16 protein-coding genes are annotated in these 15273 nt (G+C 63.6%); 6 read left to right on the forward strand and 10 right to left on the reverse strand.

The features are described from left to right. Positions 1 to 23 precede the first annotated feature (23 nt). The 4 genes from KTR60_RS21985 to pdxH all read right to left on the reverse strand — a co-directional run bounded on the left by KTR60_RS21985 (position 24) and on the right by pdxH (position 4645). Complete coding sequence (locus KTR60_RS21985; RefSeq protein WP_020908786.1) at positions 24 to 1322, reverse strand: citrate synthase; 1299 nt, start codon at positions 1320 to 1322, stop codon at positions 24 to 26. A 358-nt stretch (positions 1323 to 1680) separates the two neighbouring features. After that, positions 1681 to 2628: an aldose 1-epimerase family protein gene (locus tag KTR60_RS21990; RefSeq protein WP_042921680.1), complete on the reverse strand. Its 948-nt coding sequence runs from the start codon at positions 2626 to 2628 to the stop codon at positions 1681 to 1683. Positions 2629 to 2669: 41 nt separating this feature from the next. Then, positions 2670 to 3935: an MFS transporter gene (locus KTR60_RS21995; protein WP_021332219.1), complete on the reverse strand. Its 1266-nt coding sequence runs from the start codon at positions 3933 to 3935 to the stop codon at positions 2670 to 2672. Next, positions 3932 to 4645 (reverse strand): pyridoxamine 5'-phosphate oxidase, encoded by a 714-nt coding sequence (gene pdxH, locus KTR60_RS22000; RefSeq protein WP_007733483.1) that lies wholly within the window; start codon positions 4643 to 4645, stop codon positions 3932 to 3934. The genes KTR60_RS21995 and pdxH overlap by 4 nt, the downstream gene beginning before the upstream one ends. A 244-nt stretch (positions 4646 to 4889) precedes the next feature. On the opposite strand from pdxH, the gene KTR60_RS22005 reads away from it, so the two are divergent. The 4 genes from KTR60_RS22005 (at position 4890) to KTR60_RS22020 (ending at position 9182) form a co-directional block, all read left to right on the forward strand. After that, complete coding sequence (locus tag KTR60_RS22005; protein ID WP_003940025.1) at positions 4890 to 6017, forward strand: citrate synthase 2; 1128 nt, start codon at positions 4890 to 4892, stop codon at positions 6015 to 6017. Between the two features lie 63 nt (positions 6018 to 6080). Continuing rightward, positions 6081 to 7202, forward strand: a complete 1122-nt coding sequence (gene serC / locus KTR60_RS22010) for a phosphoserine transaminase (RefSeq protein ID WP_007733484.1) — start codon at positions 6081 to 6083, stop codon at positions 7200 to 7202. A 200-nt stretch (positions 7203 to 7402) separates the two neighbouring features. Next, positions 7403 to 8344, forward strand: coding sequence for a septation protein SepH (gene sepH / locus KTR60_RS22015; protein ID WP_030535368.1), 942 nt, complete (start codon positions 7403 to 7405; stop codon positions 8342 to 8344). A 52-nt stretch (positions 8345 to 8396) separates the two neighbouring features. Next, complete coding sequence (locus KTR60_RS22020; protein WP_042921685.1) at positions 8397 to 9182, forward strand: DUF6928 family protein; 786 nt, start codon at positions 8397 to 8399, stop codon at positions 9180 to 9182. A gap of 20 nt (positions 9183 to 9202) precedes the next feature. Here KTR60_RS22020 and KTR60_RS22025 read toward each other — a convergent pair whose 3' ends face one another. Genes KTR60_RS22025 through KTR60_RS22035 form a run of 3 tightly spaced genes read right to left on the reverse strand, consistent with a single transcriptional unit; the run spans position 9203 to position 10905 of the window. Next, positions 9203 to 9463: a DUF2537 domain-containing protein gene (locus KTR60_RS22025; protein ID WP_003940569.1), complete on the reverse strand. Its 261-nt coding sequence runs from the start codon at positions 9461 to 9463 to the stop codon at positions 9203 to 9205. After that, a complete protein-coding gene (locus KTR60_RS22030) occupies positions 9460 to 10266 on the reverse strand; it encodes a TrmH family RNA methyltransferase (protein ID WP_003939731.1) in 807 nt (268 codons plus the stop codon). Before KTR60_RS22030 ends, KTR60_RS22025 begins: the two co-directional genes overlap by 4 nt. A gap of 48 nt (positions 10267 to 10314) precedes the next feature. Further along, positions 10315 to 10905, reverse strand: coding sequence for a TetR/AcrR family transcriptional regulator (locus KTR60_RS22035; protein ID WP_037128521.1), 591 nt, complete (start codon positions 10903 to 10905; stop codon positions 10315 to 10317). 70 nt (positions 10906 to 10975) lie between these two features. Between KTR60_RS22035 and KTR60_RS22040 the strand changes: the two genes are divergently transcribed. Next, entirely contained in the window at positions 10976 to 11524 is a 549-nt protein-coding gene (locus KTR60_RS22040; RefSeq protein WP_209447877.1) for a hypothetical protein, read from the forward strand. On the opposite strand, the gene KTR60_RS22045 is transcribed toward KTR60_RS22040, so the two are convergent. The 3 genes from KTR60_RS22045 to KTR60_RS22055 all read right to left on the reverse strand — a co-directional run bounded on the left by KTR60_RS22045 (position 11508) and on the right by KTR60_RS22055 (position 14871). Further along, entirely contained in the window at positions 11508 to 12815 is a 1308-nt protein-coding gene (locus KTR60_RS22045; RefSeq protein WP_007733487.1) for an MFS transporter, read from the reverse strand. The genes KTR60_RS22040 and KTR60_RS22045 overlap by 17 nt on opposite strands. A gap of 104 nt (positions 12816 to 12919) precedes the next feature. After that, positions 12920 to 13351 carry a MarR family winged helix-turn-helix transcriptional regulator gene (locus KTR60_RS22050; protein ID WP_003939901.1) on the reverse strand — a complete coding sequence of 144 codons (432 nt, stop codon included), beginning with the start codon at positions 13349 to 13351 and terminating at the stop codon, positions 12920 to 12922. 65 nt (positions 13352 to 13416) lie between these two features. Beyond that, complete coding sequence (locus tag KTR60_RS22055; RefSeq protein ID WP_003940242.1) at positions 13417 to 14871, reverse strand: NCS2 family permease; 1455 nt, start codon at positions 14869 to 14871, stop codon at positions 13417 to 13419. 102 nt (positions 14872 to 14973) lie between these two features. On the opposite strand from KTR60_RS22055, the gene KTR60_RS22060 reads away from it, so the two are divergent. After that, positions 14974 to 15231 (forward strand): DUF2530 domain-containing protein, encoded by a 258-nt coding sequence (locus KTR60_RS22060; RefSeq protein WP_007733492.1) that lies wholly within the window; start codon positions 14974 to 14976, stop codon positions 15229 to 15231. The last annotated feature ends 42 nt before the right edge of the window (positions 15232 to 15273 follow it).

Consider the following 15273-nt stretch of genomic DNA (forward strand, 5'->3'; position numbering starts at 1 on the left):
AGGCGAAAATTGGGGGGCAGGGGCTAGCGGGTGGTGATGTCCCGATAGTCACGCTCGGTGTAGCCGGTGTAGATCTGGCGCGGGCGGCCGATCTTCGTAGCCGGATCCTCGTGCATTTCACGCCAGTGCGCAATCCAGCCGGGCAGACGGCCCATGGCGAACAGCACCGTGAACATGCGCGGCGGGAAGCCCATCGCGCGGTAGATGAGGCCGGTGTAGAAGTCGACGTTCGGGTAGAGCTTGCGCTCGATGAAGTAGTCGTCCGTGAGGGCGGCCTCTTCGAGTTGCATTGCGATGTTGAGCAGTTCGTCGTCGCCGCCGAGCTTGGCGAGGATGGTGTGCGCGGTTTCGCGGACCAGCGCAGCGCGCGGATCGTAGTTGCGGTAGACGCGGTGCCCGAAGCCCATGAGCTTCACGCCGTCTTCCTTGTTCTTGACCTTGCGGACGAACTCGGCTGCGGTGCTGCCGCTGGCCTTGATCTCGTCGAGCATCTCGAGCACTGCCTGGTTGGCGCCGCCGTGCAGCGGGCCCCACAGTGCGTTGATGCCGGCAGAGACGGAGGTGAACAGGTTGGCGTCCGACGAGCCGACCATACGCACGGTCGACGTGGAGCAGTTCTGCTCGTGGTCGGCGTGCAGGATCAGCAGCATGTCGAGTGCCTTGGCGACCTCGGGATCACCCTGGTACGGCTCGGCGGGGAAGCCGAACGTCATACGCATGAAGTTCTCGACCAGGTTCAACGAGTTGTCCGGGTACAGGAACGGCTGTCCGACGGACTTCTTGTACGCGTACGCAGCGATGGTCGGCAGCTTCGCGAGAAGACGGATGGTGGACAGTTCCACCTGCTCCGGATCCTCGGGATCGAGCGAATCCTGGTAGTACGCCGACAATGCGTTCACTGCGGACGAGAGAACCGGCATCGGGTGAGCGTTGCGCGGGAATCCGTCGAAGAACCGCTTGAGGTCCTCGTGAAGCAGGGTGTGTCGACGGATGCGGTCCGTGAAGGACTCGAGCTGGGCGTCGGTCGGCAGTTCGCCGTAGATCAGCAGGTAGCTGACCTCGATGAACGTCGACTTACCTGCCAACTGCTCGATGGGATATCCGCGGTAACGCAGGATTCCCTTCTCACCGTCGATGTAGGTGATTGCAGAACTGGTGGATGCAGTGTTCACAAAACCGGGGTCAAGGGTGGTGTACCCCGTTGTGGCCAGCAGCTTTCCCAGCTCGATGCCGTCATTGCCCTCTGTTGCCCTGGCAATGGACATCGTGTACTCACCACCGGGGTAAGTAAGCGTGGGCTTTGTGTCATTGTCAGCGGGCACGAAGGATCCCTCTCAAGCTCGAACCAACGAGTAACTACATGCGATCAACTAGAAACTAGTCGCACGGGAGAGATCGTGCCGAAGGAGGGTCGCTCCACGGCTATTTTTCGGGTACTCACGAACCCGACATACCCACCGAAACTGAAACATGTTCCAGTCTGGGCTTTCCCACTCGCGTGACCGGTACTCCAGTCTACGGAATCGCGCATTTACCCACACTGATCTGCAAATCTCGGCTGCAATTCGCAAATGGGAGCAACGTCGGACCTTCCGGACCACTGACACGGGGTACCGAAAACCGATTGTTATCGGCTGATGCCTACTTGGTGTTACACGATCCCACGGTATGAGAGCCGGATCACAGCGCCTTGATGCCCCAGCTACCCGTCCACGTCTGACCCGGATGAAGCACCAGGAGATCGATGCCCGAGTTGAAGGCGTCAGGCGGGCAGGTCATCGGCTCCAAAGCCAATGCGCGGCCGCGATCGGGATACCCCTTGTCGTTGGCGGGATCTGCGACGAATGCCTGAATCCACGGGAACTCGCGGTTGGTCCACAGGGCAGTGCCCGTTCCATCCGGAGCCAGCAGCTCGTGTTGCGTGCGACCACTGCCGTCGACGACGTCCAATGCGCTGTACGGAGTGTCCAACTGCACCCCGGCAAGCAGTCTCGGTGTCCGGAAGTCGTAGTCCGTACCGGCGACTGCCTGCGAATACGCGTTCGGCAGCATCCTCGCCGGATCGATCGGCAACCGCGTGCCTGCTGCCAGATGCAGAGCACATTCGTCGAGCGGAAAGTCGCCGGCGCGAATGAAGGTGTGCATTCCGAGCCCGAACGGCGACGAGGTCGCACCCTTGTTCGTGGCCGTGTGCGTGACGGTCAGTCCGTCGGCACCGACCTCGTAGGCGACCGTCAGCTGCAACGGATAGGGCCAACCCTTGTGAAGTCCCACGTCGACCGACAGTTCGACGCGCTCGTACGTGTGGTCCACGAGGCTCCAATTGCGACGCCGGACGAACCCGTGGCTCGCGTTCCCCAGCGCAGGTTCGGTGATCTCGAGTTGATGCTCGATCCCGTCGAACATGAAGTGCCCGTCGCGAATTCGGTTGGGCCACGGCGCGAGAACCAATCCGGCCGACAGCGGTGGCTTCGATCCGAGTGCCCAGGTCTCGGTCAGCGCGCGCTGACCGTTCGGTCCTTCGTGATCGAGTAGCCGCAACCCGGCACCGGCCGCGGCGATCTCGGCTCGATAGCCTCCACCACGGATCTCGAACCCTCCCCTACCCGTGCTGTGCGGCGCAGTCATACGTACCAGTTTCCACCACGAGCGACCGGTTAACCAGGACGTCAGACGGCGCGTCCCACCTTGTAGCGAACGAATGCCGGAAATGCGAGGGCAGAAAGGACAACACCGACAATCACCAGGAAGCCGCCGCCCGCTGCCGCGACACCGGTCCCGAACAGGAAGGCTGCACCGCCGTGCAGCACGTCACCGATACGCGGACCACCCGCCACGACCACGATGAACACGCCCTGCAGTCGTCCGCGCATGTCGTCGGTTGCCACTTGCTGGAGCATCGTGCTGCGGAAAGCCGCCGAGACCATGTCGACGGCTCCGCCGAATGCCAGGAATGCGACCGCCACCCAGAGCAGAATCACACTGGAACCGGGACTCGCGAAGTACACGGCAACGCCGAAGCCGACCATGGACAGCCCCCACAGCGCGATGCAGACCAGAACGGCTCGCCCCTGGTACTGAACCCGTGGCAACCAACCCGAGAAGACTCCGCCCAGAACGGCTCCCACCGACATCGCCGCGAACAGCAGTCCCAGCGCAAAACCGCCGCTGGCGGGGTCACCGAAGGATTCGTGAGCGATCTCCGGGAACAGTGCTCGCGACATCCCGAACACCATCGCGATGATGTCCACCACGAACGACGCGAGCAGAACCTTCTGCGTCGCGAGATACGTGAAACCGCCGAGGACCTCGCTCAATCCGGCTCGCCGAGACGTTCCGGTCGGCGGAATCGCCGGGAGCTTCCATACCGCCCACAGTGTGGCGAGAAGAAAGATCGAGTCGAGCAGGTACAGCAGTTGCAGACCGGCCGACGGTATGAGGACACCCGCCAGTAGCGGGCCGGCTATCGCACCGAACTGCACGACAGTCATGTTCAGCGAGTTCGCGGCAGGTAACTGCCTGCCCGGAATCAACCGAGGGATGATCGCCGCTCGCGTCGGCTGGTTCACCGCGAAGAACGCCTGTTGAACCGAGAACAATCCGAGCACCAACCACACGTTGTTCACGTTCAGGGCAGCCTGGATCCAGAACAGCACCGACGTGACGCCGAGTCCGATCGAGGTGATCATCAACAGCCGTCGTCGATCCATGACGTCGGCCAGTGCGCCGCCCCACAGACCGAAAACGACCAGCGGGACCAGACCGAAGATTCCCGTCAGACCGACGTAGGCCGAGCTTCGGGTGATCTCGTACACCTGTTGCGGTACGGCGACCACGCTGAGCTGAGCGCCGATGACGGTGACGATGCCGGCCGTCCACAGCCGTCGATAGTCGCGATTCTCGAGCGGAGTCGTGTCCGCGAGTAGCCGGCTCACGGCTGGAGACGGACGGCGGACCACTGTCCGTCGACCAGGCTCGTGCGAACTCGATTGTGCATGCGGTTCGCGCGTCCTTGCCAGAACTCGACAGACTCGGGCCGAATCAGAATCCCGCCCCAGTTCGGTGGCACCGGAATCTCACCGTCCACGCCGAATCGAGCAGCGACCTCACGCAGTTGCTCGTCGAGATCGGCACGCGAGTCGATCGGACGAGACTGCGACGACGCCCACGCGCCGAGCTGTGAACCTCGAGGCCTGGTTCGCCAATACTCCTGCGTCAGTTGAGCACTCACCCGCTCGGTGGTGCCGCGGACGATCACTTGCCTGGCAAGGGTCAGCCACGTGAAGTTCGCCGACGCGTACGGGTGGGCGTCGAGGTGACGAGCCTTGTCGGATCCGTAGTTGGTGAAGAAGAGGACGCCGTCCTCGCTGAGCCCTTTGCAGAGCACGGTGCGCGACGCCGGACGGCCACCGTCGTCCACCGTCGACAGAGTCATGGCGTTGGGCTCCGGCGCGTCAGCTTCGACGGCGTCCACGAGCCATTGGCGCATGAGGGGCAGCCAACCGGTTTCGACAACCGAAGTATCCAATTCCGCACTCATGCGGTCCTCGACGGACTCCGATTCGCTGCCTGCTTGCGGATAGCCCACACGCATGGCCGCGAGTTCGTTGTCCACCGCCTGCGGGTCCTGACGTTCATTCGACACAGCCGAGAACGCTACTCCCGGGTACTCACTGGCCAACGGCTACGCGGCACGCGCTAAAGTTTGCCGTGGCTAGACCCGACCCGGACCGCGAGCCGCACCAGCGACAGCGCCGAATCGGGACGAGACGATTGCGCAGTACAAAACACGGTGCGTGCTCATCCCTGCGAGCACCGAGGCGCAGTCACTGAAGCTGAGGCAGTGCGACTGTAGACCTGGCGCACTCGAACGAGGAGAGTCCACGAGAATGGCAGCGAGCGCAGCAATACCGGACGATTTTGTGAGCGGACTCGAAGGCGTCGTCGCCTTCACCAGCGATATCGCAGAACCTGACAAGGACGGCGGCGCACTGCGCTACCGCGGAGTCGACATCGAAGACCTGGTCGGCCAGAGGGTCACCTTCGGCAACGTATGGGCCCTTCTCGTCGACGGCCGCTTCGGCCCCGGCCTCCCGCCGGCCGAGCCGTTCCCCCTCCCCATTCACACCGGCGACGTCCGTGTCGACGTTCAGGCCGGACTGGCGATGCTGGCTCCCATCTGGGGCTACCAGCCGCTCCTCGACATCGATGACGAGACCGCCCGCGACCAGCTCGCCCGCGCATCCGTCATGGCGCTGTCGTACGTCGCGCAGTCCGCTCGCGGCATCTACCAGCCGGCAGTCCCGCAGAGCCGCATCGACGAGGCCAAGACCGTCACCGAACGCTTCATGGTTCGCTGGAAGGGTGAGCCCGATCCGGCACACGTCGAGGCAATCGACGCGTACTGGGTCTCGGCAGCCGAGCACGGCATGAACGCCTCCACCTTCACGGCCCGCGTCATCGCCTCCACGGGCGCCGACGTCGCGGCTTCGCTTTCCGGCGCCATCGGCGCGATGTCCGGCCCGCTGCACGGCGGCGCACCGGCCCGCGTTCTTCCGATGATCGAAGAGACCGAGAAGACCGGCGACGCCCGCGCACTGGTCAAGGGAATCCTCGACCGCAAGGAAAAGCTCATGGGCTTCGGACACCGCGTCTACCGCGCCGAAGATCCCCGTGCACGCGTGCTCCGCGCCACGGCCAAGCGCCTCAACGCTCCCCGCTACGAGGCTGCCGCAGCTCTCGAGCAGGCTGCACTGGCAGAACTGCGTGAGCGTCGTCCCGATCGCGCGATCGAGACCAACGTCGAGTTCTGGGCCGCCGTCATCCTCGACTTCGCCGAGGTTCCCGCGCACATGATGCCTGCCATGTTCACCTGTGGCCGCACCGCCGGCTGGTGTGCACACATCCTCGAGCAGAAGCGTCTCGGTAAGCTGGTACGCCCGGCCGCCATCTACACCGGCCCGGCGCCCCGTACTCCGGAGTCGGTCGAGGGCTGGGACCAGATCAGCCACGCGTAGTACCCCGCTCGAATTCGCCAATCACGGTAGTACAGAACACAAGTGAAGGAACAGAAAGAAGCGATGACCTCCACACCGATCATCCCCGCCGACCTCAAGCCCGCCGACGGACGCTTCGGCTGCGGTCCTTCCAAGGTTCGCCCCGAGCAGCTGCAGTCCCTGGTCGAGGTGGGCGCTTCGGTGTTCGGCACCAGCCATCGCCAGAAGCCGGTCAAGAACGTTGTGGCCAGCATTCGTTCCGGCCTCGCCGATCTGTTCTCACTGCCCGAGGGCTACGAGGTCGTCCTCGGCAACGGCGGAACCACTGCGTTCTGGGATGCGGCCGCATTCGGCCTCATCCGCGAGAAGTCGCTGCACCTGACCAACGGCGAATTCAGCTCCAAGTTCGCTTCGGTCGCCAAGGCCAACCCGTTCATCGGTGACCCGATCGTCGTTTCCGCCGATCCGGGCAGCGCACCGGTGCCGGTCTCCGACCCGTCCGTCGATCTCATCGGCTGGGCGCACAACGAGACCTCCACCGGTGTGTCGATCCCCGTCTCGCGTCCCGCGGGTTCGGAGAACGCACTGATCGCCATCGACGCCACCTCGGGCGCCGGCGGACTTCCGGTCAATGTCGCCGATTCCGACGTCTACTACTTCGCTCCGCAGAAGTGCTTCGCTGCAGACGGCGGACTGTGGATCGCGCTGATGAGCCCGGCCGCCCTCGAACGCGTCGCGGAGATCAAGGATTCGGGACGCTGGACGCCTGACTTCCTCTCGCTGCCCATCGCCGTGGACAACAGCTCCAAGGATCAGACGTACAACACCCCGGCCCTGGCCACCCTCTTGCTCTTCGCCAACCAGATCGAGTGGATGAACAGCAACGGCGGCCTCGACTGGACTACCGCTCGCACCGCGGATTCGTCCTCGCGCCTGTACAACTGGGCCGAGGCCAGTGAGTTCGCAACGCCGTTCGTCGCTGATCCGGCACACCGCTCGCAGGTTGTCGGCACCATCGACTTCAACGACGACGTCGACGCTGCCGAGGTGGCAAAGATCCTGCGCGCCAACGGAATCGTCGATACCGAGCCGTACCGCAAGCTCGGCCGCAACCAGCTGCGCGTCGGCATGTTCCCGGCCATCGACCCCGATGACGTCACCGCTCTCACCAAGAGCATCGACTGGGTCGTTTCTCAGCTCGGCTGATTTTCACATTTGCTTCACCGCTCGGCCCCCGGCATGACGTCGGGGGCCGAGCGTCGTTTGCGCCAGGCCTTGTGAGCTACCACACCGGTGGGCGGATCCGAGGTCATCTCGCCCTGCGTGTCCTGCCGAGTCCATGGTCACGAATGAATTACAGTTGAGCGCGGCGCAAAGTCGCGAGCCGGCGCGATAAGGAGGTCAATGTGCGAGAGCTTCGAGTGATCGGACTTGAACCCGATGGATCGCATGTGGTGTGCGCAGATGCTGAAACCGGCCAGAAATTCCGGCTTCCCGCCGATGACAAACTTCGTGCAGCTTCCCGCGGAGACGTGGCTCGACTCGGCCAGATTGAGATCGAAATGGAAAGCCAACTCCGTCCCCGCGAAATTCAGGCGCGCATTCGTTCCGGTGCTTCCGTAGAGCAGGTCGCCGAAGAAGCGAAGATCCCCATCAGCAAGGTCGAGCGCTTTGCGTACCCCGTTCTGCTCGAGCGCTCCCGCGCCGCGGAAATGGCGCAGGGCGGACACCCGGTGCGCGACAACGGTCCGACAGTTCCCACCCTCTCCGAAATCGTGACCCACGCATTCCGCGCCCGCGGCCACAGTATCGACGAGGCCACCTGGGATGCCTGGCGCGACGAGGACAATCAGTGGGTCGCGCAGTTGCAGTGGCAGGCCGGCCGCACCACCAACGCCGCGCACTGGCGCTACCAGCCCGACGCGCACGGCGGAACGATCGTCGCACTCGACGACGCGGCATTCGACTTGATCGATCCTGACTTCGGTCGCCCACTCCGCGGCCTGGTACCGGTGGTCTCGAACGAGCCGCAGCAGCTCGAACTGTCCCGATTCGACGTCGAACCGGTGGCGGAGATCGAGCCCGAGCCCGCAGCAGTTTCCGAGCGGACAGCAGTTTCCGAGCGCACAGTAGTCCCCGAGCGGACGGTGGTGGCGGAACGGATCGTGGCGCCCGAACCGATTGCTGTCGAGCCGGAAACCGTCGTCACCGAAGAGGTTCCCGAACCCGCACCGGATGTGACCCCGAAAACCGCTCCGCAGCAGACGCAGACCAAGGACAAGCGCGGACGGCCTGCTCTTCCCTCGTGGGACGACGTACTCCTCGGGGTCCGCAGCAGCGGTCGCTGACCCGAAGGAAAGTATTCTTCTTTCGAGCGAGGCTGAGGAGAGAGGGCTGCCGGTGGCTGCACGGGTATCGACGATCTGGTTTCTGGGCGGCGCAGACGCTCGCACCGAATTGAGCAGGTACCCACAGCCGGATCAGACCGAGGCCCTGAAAATCGCCATGTCGCTGTACCCGGACAAGGAGTTCGAGTCGCTCGGGCCTCAGCCGCTGTCGATGGCCGCGACGGTGAGCCCCGGCTACGTCTTCGTCGGCGCGTACGGTCGAGTGAGTGTCGTCTGCAGCTCCGAACTCAGCACCTTCGTCCCCTCGAAACTGCCTGATTCCTGGAACCTTTCGGCAGAGGGTGGCTCGACGCTGTTGATCAGCTCCGTCCCCGAAACCGCGCAGGGTTCGTTTGCACTGTGGGAGGACGGCGAGCTACGACGCTCGTTCAGTGCCATCCCGATCGACATCGTCGAAAATCTGGGGATCCCACAGACCTGGGAACTGGAATTCTGGGCCGGCAACCATCCCCTGCGTTACCCGCCCGGGATCCTGCCTGATCCGCAGTCACTTCCGTTCCACCCGCAACAGTTCGCGGAGTCCGCCAACCTCGAGTGGCTGGGATTTCGATACACCGGCGCGCCGCGAGAACACGAACTCGACACAACGCAGATTCTCCTGTGGGGCTTCAAGATTCACCGACCCGGCGAGGCACCCAAACCTGCACCCCCAGCCCCCGCGCCGATGCCCGAGCAGGCGCCGACAGAGGTACCCATGCCCGAAAACATGCCGCCGATCCACGACGCACCGGTGGCCAAGCCGCGCGGCCGCCTCGCTCGGTACTTCGGCTTCAAGTAGCGCCGAGCAGCCTCACAGGTTCACGCGGCTATCGCTGCGATCCACCCGAGCGGTACGCCGACTACCGCGCCGTAGACCACCCATCGCCAGACGGGGACGGCTCGCCAGCGCCAGACGGTCGGCGCAAGTCCGCCTACCGCAATGACATTGACGACAACCGCCAGGAGCACGTTCACGTTGCCCAGCGCGACACAGAACGCCGCGACGGCACTGGTCGAGAGCATGGCTGCGAACACCGACACCGCGATTCCGGTGAACCAGGGCGTGCGGTCCTGAGTCACCGGCCGGTCCTGACACGTTCGTAGAAGGCCATCGCCGCTGCGGTCGCGACGTTGAGCGAGTCGGTGCCGGGCGCCATGGGTATCTTGGCACGAATATCGGTGGCCCGCATCGCATGTTCGGTCAAACCTGGCCCCTCGGCGCCCAGCAGTAGCGCTACCTTCTCCCCGGTCATCGCTTCGGCCAAAGTGACCGCTTCCGGATTCGGAGTCAAGGAAATGAGCTGAAAACCGTTGCCACGCAGCTCATCCAAGTCGTGTGGCCACTTTGCCACATGCGCGAAGGGCACTCGCAGCACGTGCCCCATCGACACACGGACCGACCGCCGGTACAGCGGGTCGGCACAACCCTTCCCGAACAGAACTGCATCGACACCGAGCCCCGCCGCGTTGCGGAACATCGAGCCGAGATTCTCGTGATCGTTGACGCCTTCGAGGACCACGACGGTCTTCGCGTCCTTCAACACGTCCGAGACCGCGAGCGGTGCCGGGCGTGCTGCTGCAGCGAGGACGCCGCGGTTGAGGTGAAATCCGACGACCTCGGCCATCACTTCGGCGCTCGTACGGTAGAACGGCACGTCCACACCGTCGAGATCGTCAGCGAGCTCCAGGAGCCGTCGTTCGACGCCGAGGAGACTGATCGGCTCGAACCGCGAAGTCAGCAGTCGCTGAGTGACGAACACTCCCTCGGCGATGACCAGTCCCTTGCCCTCCGGCAGGTCGGGGCGCCGATCCGAAGAGTTGAGATCGCGAAAGTCATCCAGCCGGGGATCGGCGGGATCTGAGATGTCGATGACGTGAACCACGGGTCTATCGTGCCGTACGCACCGCGAGCCCCCACCACTACTCCCGACCTAGCGCAACAGCGTGACAAAATGCGCGTCGAGCACCTGGCTGATCACCTCTGGATTGGTTCGCTCGGGATTGTCGACGCCGTGCGACGCGAGCCCGTCGGCGAGCGCATGCAATCTCATCGCCTCGATGTCGACCGAGGCACCCGGCCGTAGAAAACCCGCTCGATGCGCCGCTTCCACGAACGAACGAAAGTGCTCGAACAAGGTCCGGTCTGTCTCGTCACGCACCGCCGTCAACGCCGAATCGGTCTGGGCGGCAGCAGCAAAGGCCTCCCAAACCTGCATTTCTTCACGCCGATCTTGGTCGAGGGGAACGAACTGATCGGTGAACTGACGGATCGCGCGGCGGATGTCGGGATCGAAGTCGATGCCGGCAATCCTTTCCTCCACCCGGACGGTCACGAGCGTCATCGCGAACAGCAAGAGTTCGGACTGCGTCGCGAAGAAGTGCCGTAGCGACCCCGTCGACATCTTCGCCTCGTCCGCGACCGCCCGGACGCTGGCGCTCGCCACACCGTCTCGACGGATCACACGCCACACGGCCTCGGCGATCTCTTCACGCCGCTCATCCGGACTGCTACGTTTCACCACTTCACAAAACTAACACAGCTGTGCTAGTTTTCAATCACTAACACAGTCGTACTAGAAATGAGCTGATGTCATGATCGTCCACTTGATCATCGCGTGCGAAATCATGTTCTGGGTGTTCATCGCCGCAGGTCTCGCGGCCCGCTATCTACTGCGCCGCAAAACGCTGGGCGCCGCACTGCTCATCTGCGCGCCCCTGGTGGATGTCGTACTGCTCGTCGCCACAGCCCTCGATCTTCGTGGCGGTGGCGAGGCGAACTTCACCCATGGGCTTGCCGCGGCCTACATCGGATTCTCCGTCGCGTTCGGACACAGCCTCATCTCCTGGGCCGACGCCAGGTTCGCCTACCGATTTGCCGGCGGCCCGGCTCCCGTCGCACCACCCAAGTACGGGAGTGCGCGAGCACTGCGCGAATGGCGCGAGTTCGGCAAAGCCGCGATCGCCTGGGCCGTCGCGTGCGGACTTCTCGGCGCGGCCATCTTCCTCGTCGACGACCCCACCCGCACTGGAGCCCTCGACGGATGGATCAGCAAGCTGACAGTGGTACTCGCAATCTGGGGAGCAATCGCCCTGAGCTACACGGTGTTTCCCAAGAGTGAGAAGGTCACGGCGCGCGGCTAGCCTCGACTGCCTGTTCGGTCGCGTCGCATACGATCACCGGACGCAGGACGAAAACCGGCAGCCTGCCACCGTCTTCCGGTCGCGCAAGACGAAGTTTCAGCCCTTCGCTGCGTAGCAGGTACACCCCGGCCACAGTGCCCGAGACGAGCGAGATCACTCCGCCCACGATCAAGGGCGCACGTGGGTCCACGGAGTCGGCGAGCCAACCCAGCAACGGGCTTCCCAGCGGTGTGCCACCGAGGAAACTGAGCATGTAGATACCCATCACCCGCCCGCGCATCTCGGAAGGCACCGACATCTGCAGGATGTTCATCGCGGACGTCGTGAACGTCAACGTCAGTGCGCCCGTGGGGATCAACATCAGCGCCACCAACGCGTAGGTGGGCATCAATCCCACCGCGACCTCGAACACACCGAAAGCCACGGCGGCACCGAGGAACGTCCGCAACCGCGGCGCTTCCTTCCGTCTTGCGGCGTACGCAGCGCCGGCAAGGGTGCCCACGGCGAGCGTCGTGGACAGCAATCCGTAACCGTCGGCCTCGAGGCCGAACGTGTTGCGCGCCATCACCGCCAGGCTGATCGCGAAGTTCAGGCCGAAGGTCGAGACCATGAAGACCGACACCATGATCACGCGAAGGTCCTTGCGGCCCCATACATATCGGAACCCGTCGCGCACCTGCCCCTTGGTGCGCGGGGCCGGTTCCGACGGGATCAACTCCTTCTTGTTCATCAGGTAGAGCGCGATGAGCACCCCACCGAATGTCGCGACGTTGAGCAGGAACACCCACCCTGTTCCGATCAGGTTGATCAGCACACCCGAGATGGCCGGACCGACGATGCGGGCCGTGTTGAACGTCATGGAGTTGAGCGCGATGGCGTTGGACAGGTGTTCCTTGCCCACCATTTCGATGGTGAACGATTGACGCACGGGTGCGTCGAGCGCCGAGACACAGCCGAGGGCAAAGGCAATCAGGAAGACATGCCACAACGCGACGAGCCCACCGACGTCCAGCAGGCCCAACACGAGTGCGCATACCGCACTCGCCCACTGCGTGAAGATCAGGATCCGACGCTTGTCGTACCGATCGGCAAGCACCCCACCCCACACCGACAAGAACAGCGTCGGGCCGAACTGCAAGGCCATGACGATGCCCACCGCCAGCGCGTTGCCGTCCGAGAGCGTCAGTACCAGCCAGTCCTGGGCGATGCGTTGCATCCACGTGCCGACCAGAGAAACGATCTGTCCGGAAGCCCAAAGGCGGTAGTTGCGGTTGTGGAGCGCGGCAAACATGCCGGAATCGGGGTCTCGGGGCACCCCACTATCTTGCCCCTCGAGTAATTCGTTTGGGCAACGACCTCTAGGTAGCGGAGCTACGCGACCTCTAACTCACGGAGCTACTCCGTCTTGTTGACCATCTCGGTGATGATCTCGACGGCACCGCGCAGCGTCGCGAGTTCTTCGCCACCCAGCCCGGCCAGCTGCTCGTTCATCCACGCCTCACGCGCATGGGTTTCGTCCGCGAGCAACGCCTGCCCGGCGTCGGACAGATTCACGATGATCTGACGACCGTCCGTGGGATGCGGCGAGCGCTCGACCAGACCGAGCTCGGCGAGAGAAGCAACAACGCGCGTCATCGACGGCGGCTGCACTTTCTCACGTGCTGCGAGTACGCCAGGAGTCATCGGGCCGTACTGATCCAGGCTCGCCAAGGCGGACAGTTGCGTCAGCGATACCTGAGCGTCGACTCTGCGGCCGCGCAGATGCCTGGTGAGACGCACTACAGCCAGGGAAAGATCGCTGGCCAGCGCACGAGTTTCGGTGGTCACGCGTCAGACAATACGTCAAGAGCTGGCCGGTAGCTCACGTAATCGAATACCGGTCAACCCTGATTTCACGTAAGGGCGTCGGTAATGGGTCCGACAGTGAAGTAGGCCACAAAAAGTGCCGCCACGATCCAGAGCAACGGGTGGATCTTCTTGATACCACCGCTGGCAGCGTGCAGGACCACCCATGAAATGAAGCCGACGCCGATGCCGTTGGCGATCGAGTAGGTGAACGGCATGACGATCATGGTCAGGAACGCCGGGAGAGCAACCGAGAACTTGGTGAAATCGATGTCTCGGACCTGCCCGATCATCAGCGCACCGACGACGACGAGGGCAGGCGCAGCTGCCTCGATCGGCACGACGGAGTAGAGCGGCGTCAGGAACATCGCGACGAGGAAGAGCAGTCCGGTCACGACGTTTGCCAGGCCCGTGCGGGCGCCTTCGGCAATACCCGACGCCGATTCCACGAACACGGTGTTCGACGACGCCGAAGCGCCACCGCCCACGATCGCGCCCGCGCCTTCGACGACAAGCGCGCGACCGACGTTGGGGAGGTTTCCGTCCTTGTCGGTCAGGCCGGCTTCCTTACCGAGACCCGTCATCGTGCCCATGGCGTCGAAGAAATTCGCGAGCACGAGGGTGAAGACAAGCAGGCTGGCGGCCAGAACACCGATGCGGGTGAATGCGCCGAAGATGCTGACGTCGCCGACCAGGCTCAGATCAGGCATACCACCGAGCATCTCCGGGATCGCGGGGATGCTGAGGTTCCAGCCCTTGGGGTTGGTTCCGAGCGAGGGTCCGACGTCGGCAACTGCCTCGATGATCGCGGCGAGGATCGTCGTGACGACTATGCCGATCAGCAGTCCACCACGAACCTTGCGCACTACCAGAACACCCATGAGCAGCACACCGAAGATGAACACCACGGTCGGCCACGAAGCGATCGAGCCGTTGATTCCGAGTCCGACGGGAACCGTCGTACCGGCGGCATCGGGGATACGGCGGACGAATCCGGCGTCGACCAGTCCGATGAAGGCGATGAACATGCCGATACCGGCCGCGATCGCGGACTTCAATGCCGAGGGAATCGCATTGAACACCGCAGTTCGGAAACCGGTGAGTGCCAACAGAACGATGATCACACCGTCGATGACCACCAGGCCCATCGCCTCGGGCCAGGTGACCTGAGGTGCGATTGTGACGGCGAGCAGGCTGTTGATGCCGAGACCCGCGGCGATGGCAAACGGATAGTTGGCAACGACACCGAAGACGATGCTCATCAGGCCCGCAACCAGAGCGGTGACCGCCGCCACCTGGTTGACCGGAAGGATGTTGCCGAGAACGTCGGTCTTCGCTGCAGCGTCGTCAGCCGAGAAACTGCCGAGGATCAGGGGGTTGAGGACCACGATGTAGGCCATCGCCACGAAGGTGACGACACCGCCGCGAATCTCGGTCGAGATCGTCGACCCTCGTTCGCTGATCTTGAAATAGGTGTCGAGGATCTTGCCGGGTGCCGCCATGTTTGTTCTTTCCCCATCGCTGTAGGTCGCCGTGTGCCGGCGCACATGAAGCCGGTCGCACTAGGGAGAGTAGGCCACCGGGGTACGGGTAGCGTTAATTTTGTGACGGAGACTCGCAACACAACAGGCCTGATCGGCAAATTGTCCGCACCCGCGCCGGCACTGATCATCGGCACCGCGTTGTGGGTGATCGCCACGATCGTGGTCGCGGTGAGCGGCGATCGTTGGTCGGATGCACTCCCGATCTGTTACGCGGGTATCGGAGTCGGCTTCCTCGGCTTCGCTCTGTTCTCCATTCAACGACGCGCAGCTGTGCGCGGCGACAAGGGCGCACAACAGGGCGCCGGTCTGGTCGACTGAGCAGGTCGATTCACCCTTTCAGTATGGTAAGCCTACCCTGCA

It is taken from the genome of Rhodococcus sp. C1, from assembly GCF_020809065.1.
Lineage (GTDB): Bacteria > Actinomycetota > Actinomycetes > Mycobacteriales > Mycobacteriaceae > Rhodococcus_F > Rhodococcus_F qingshengii.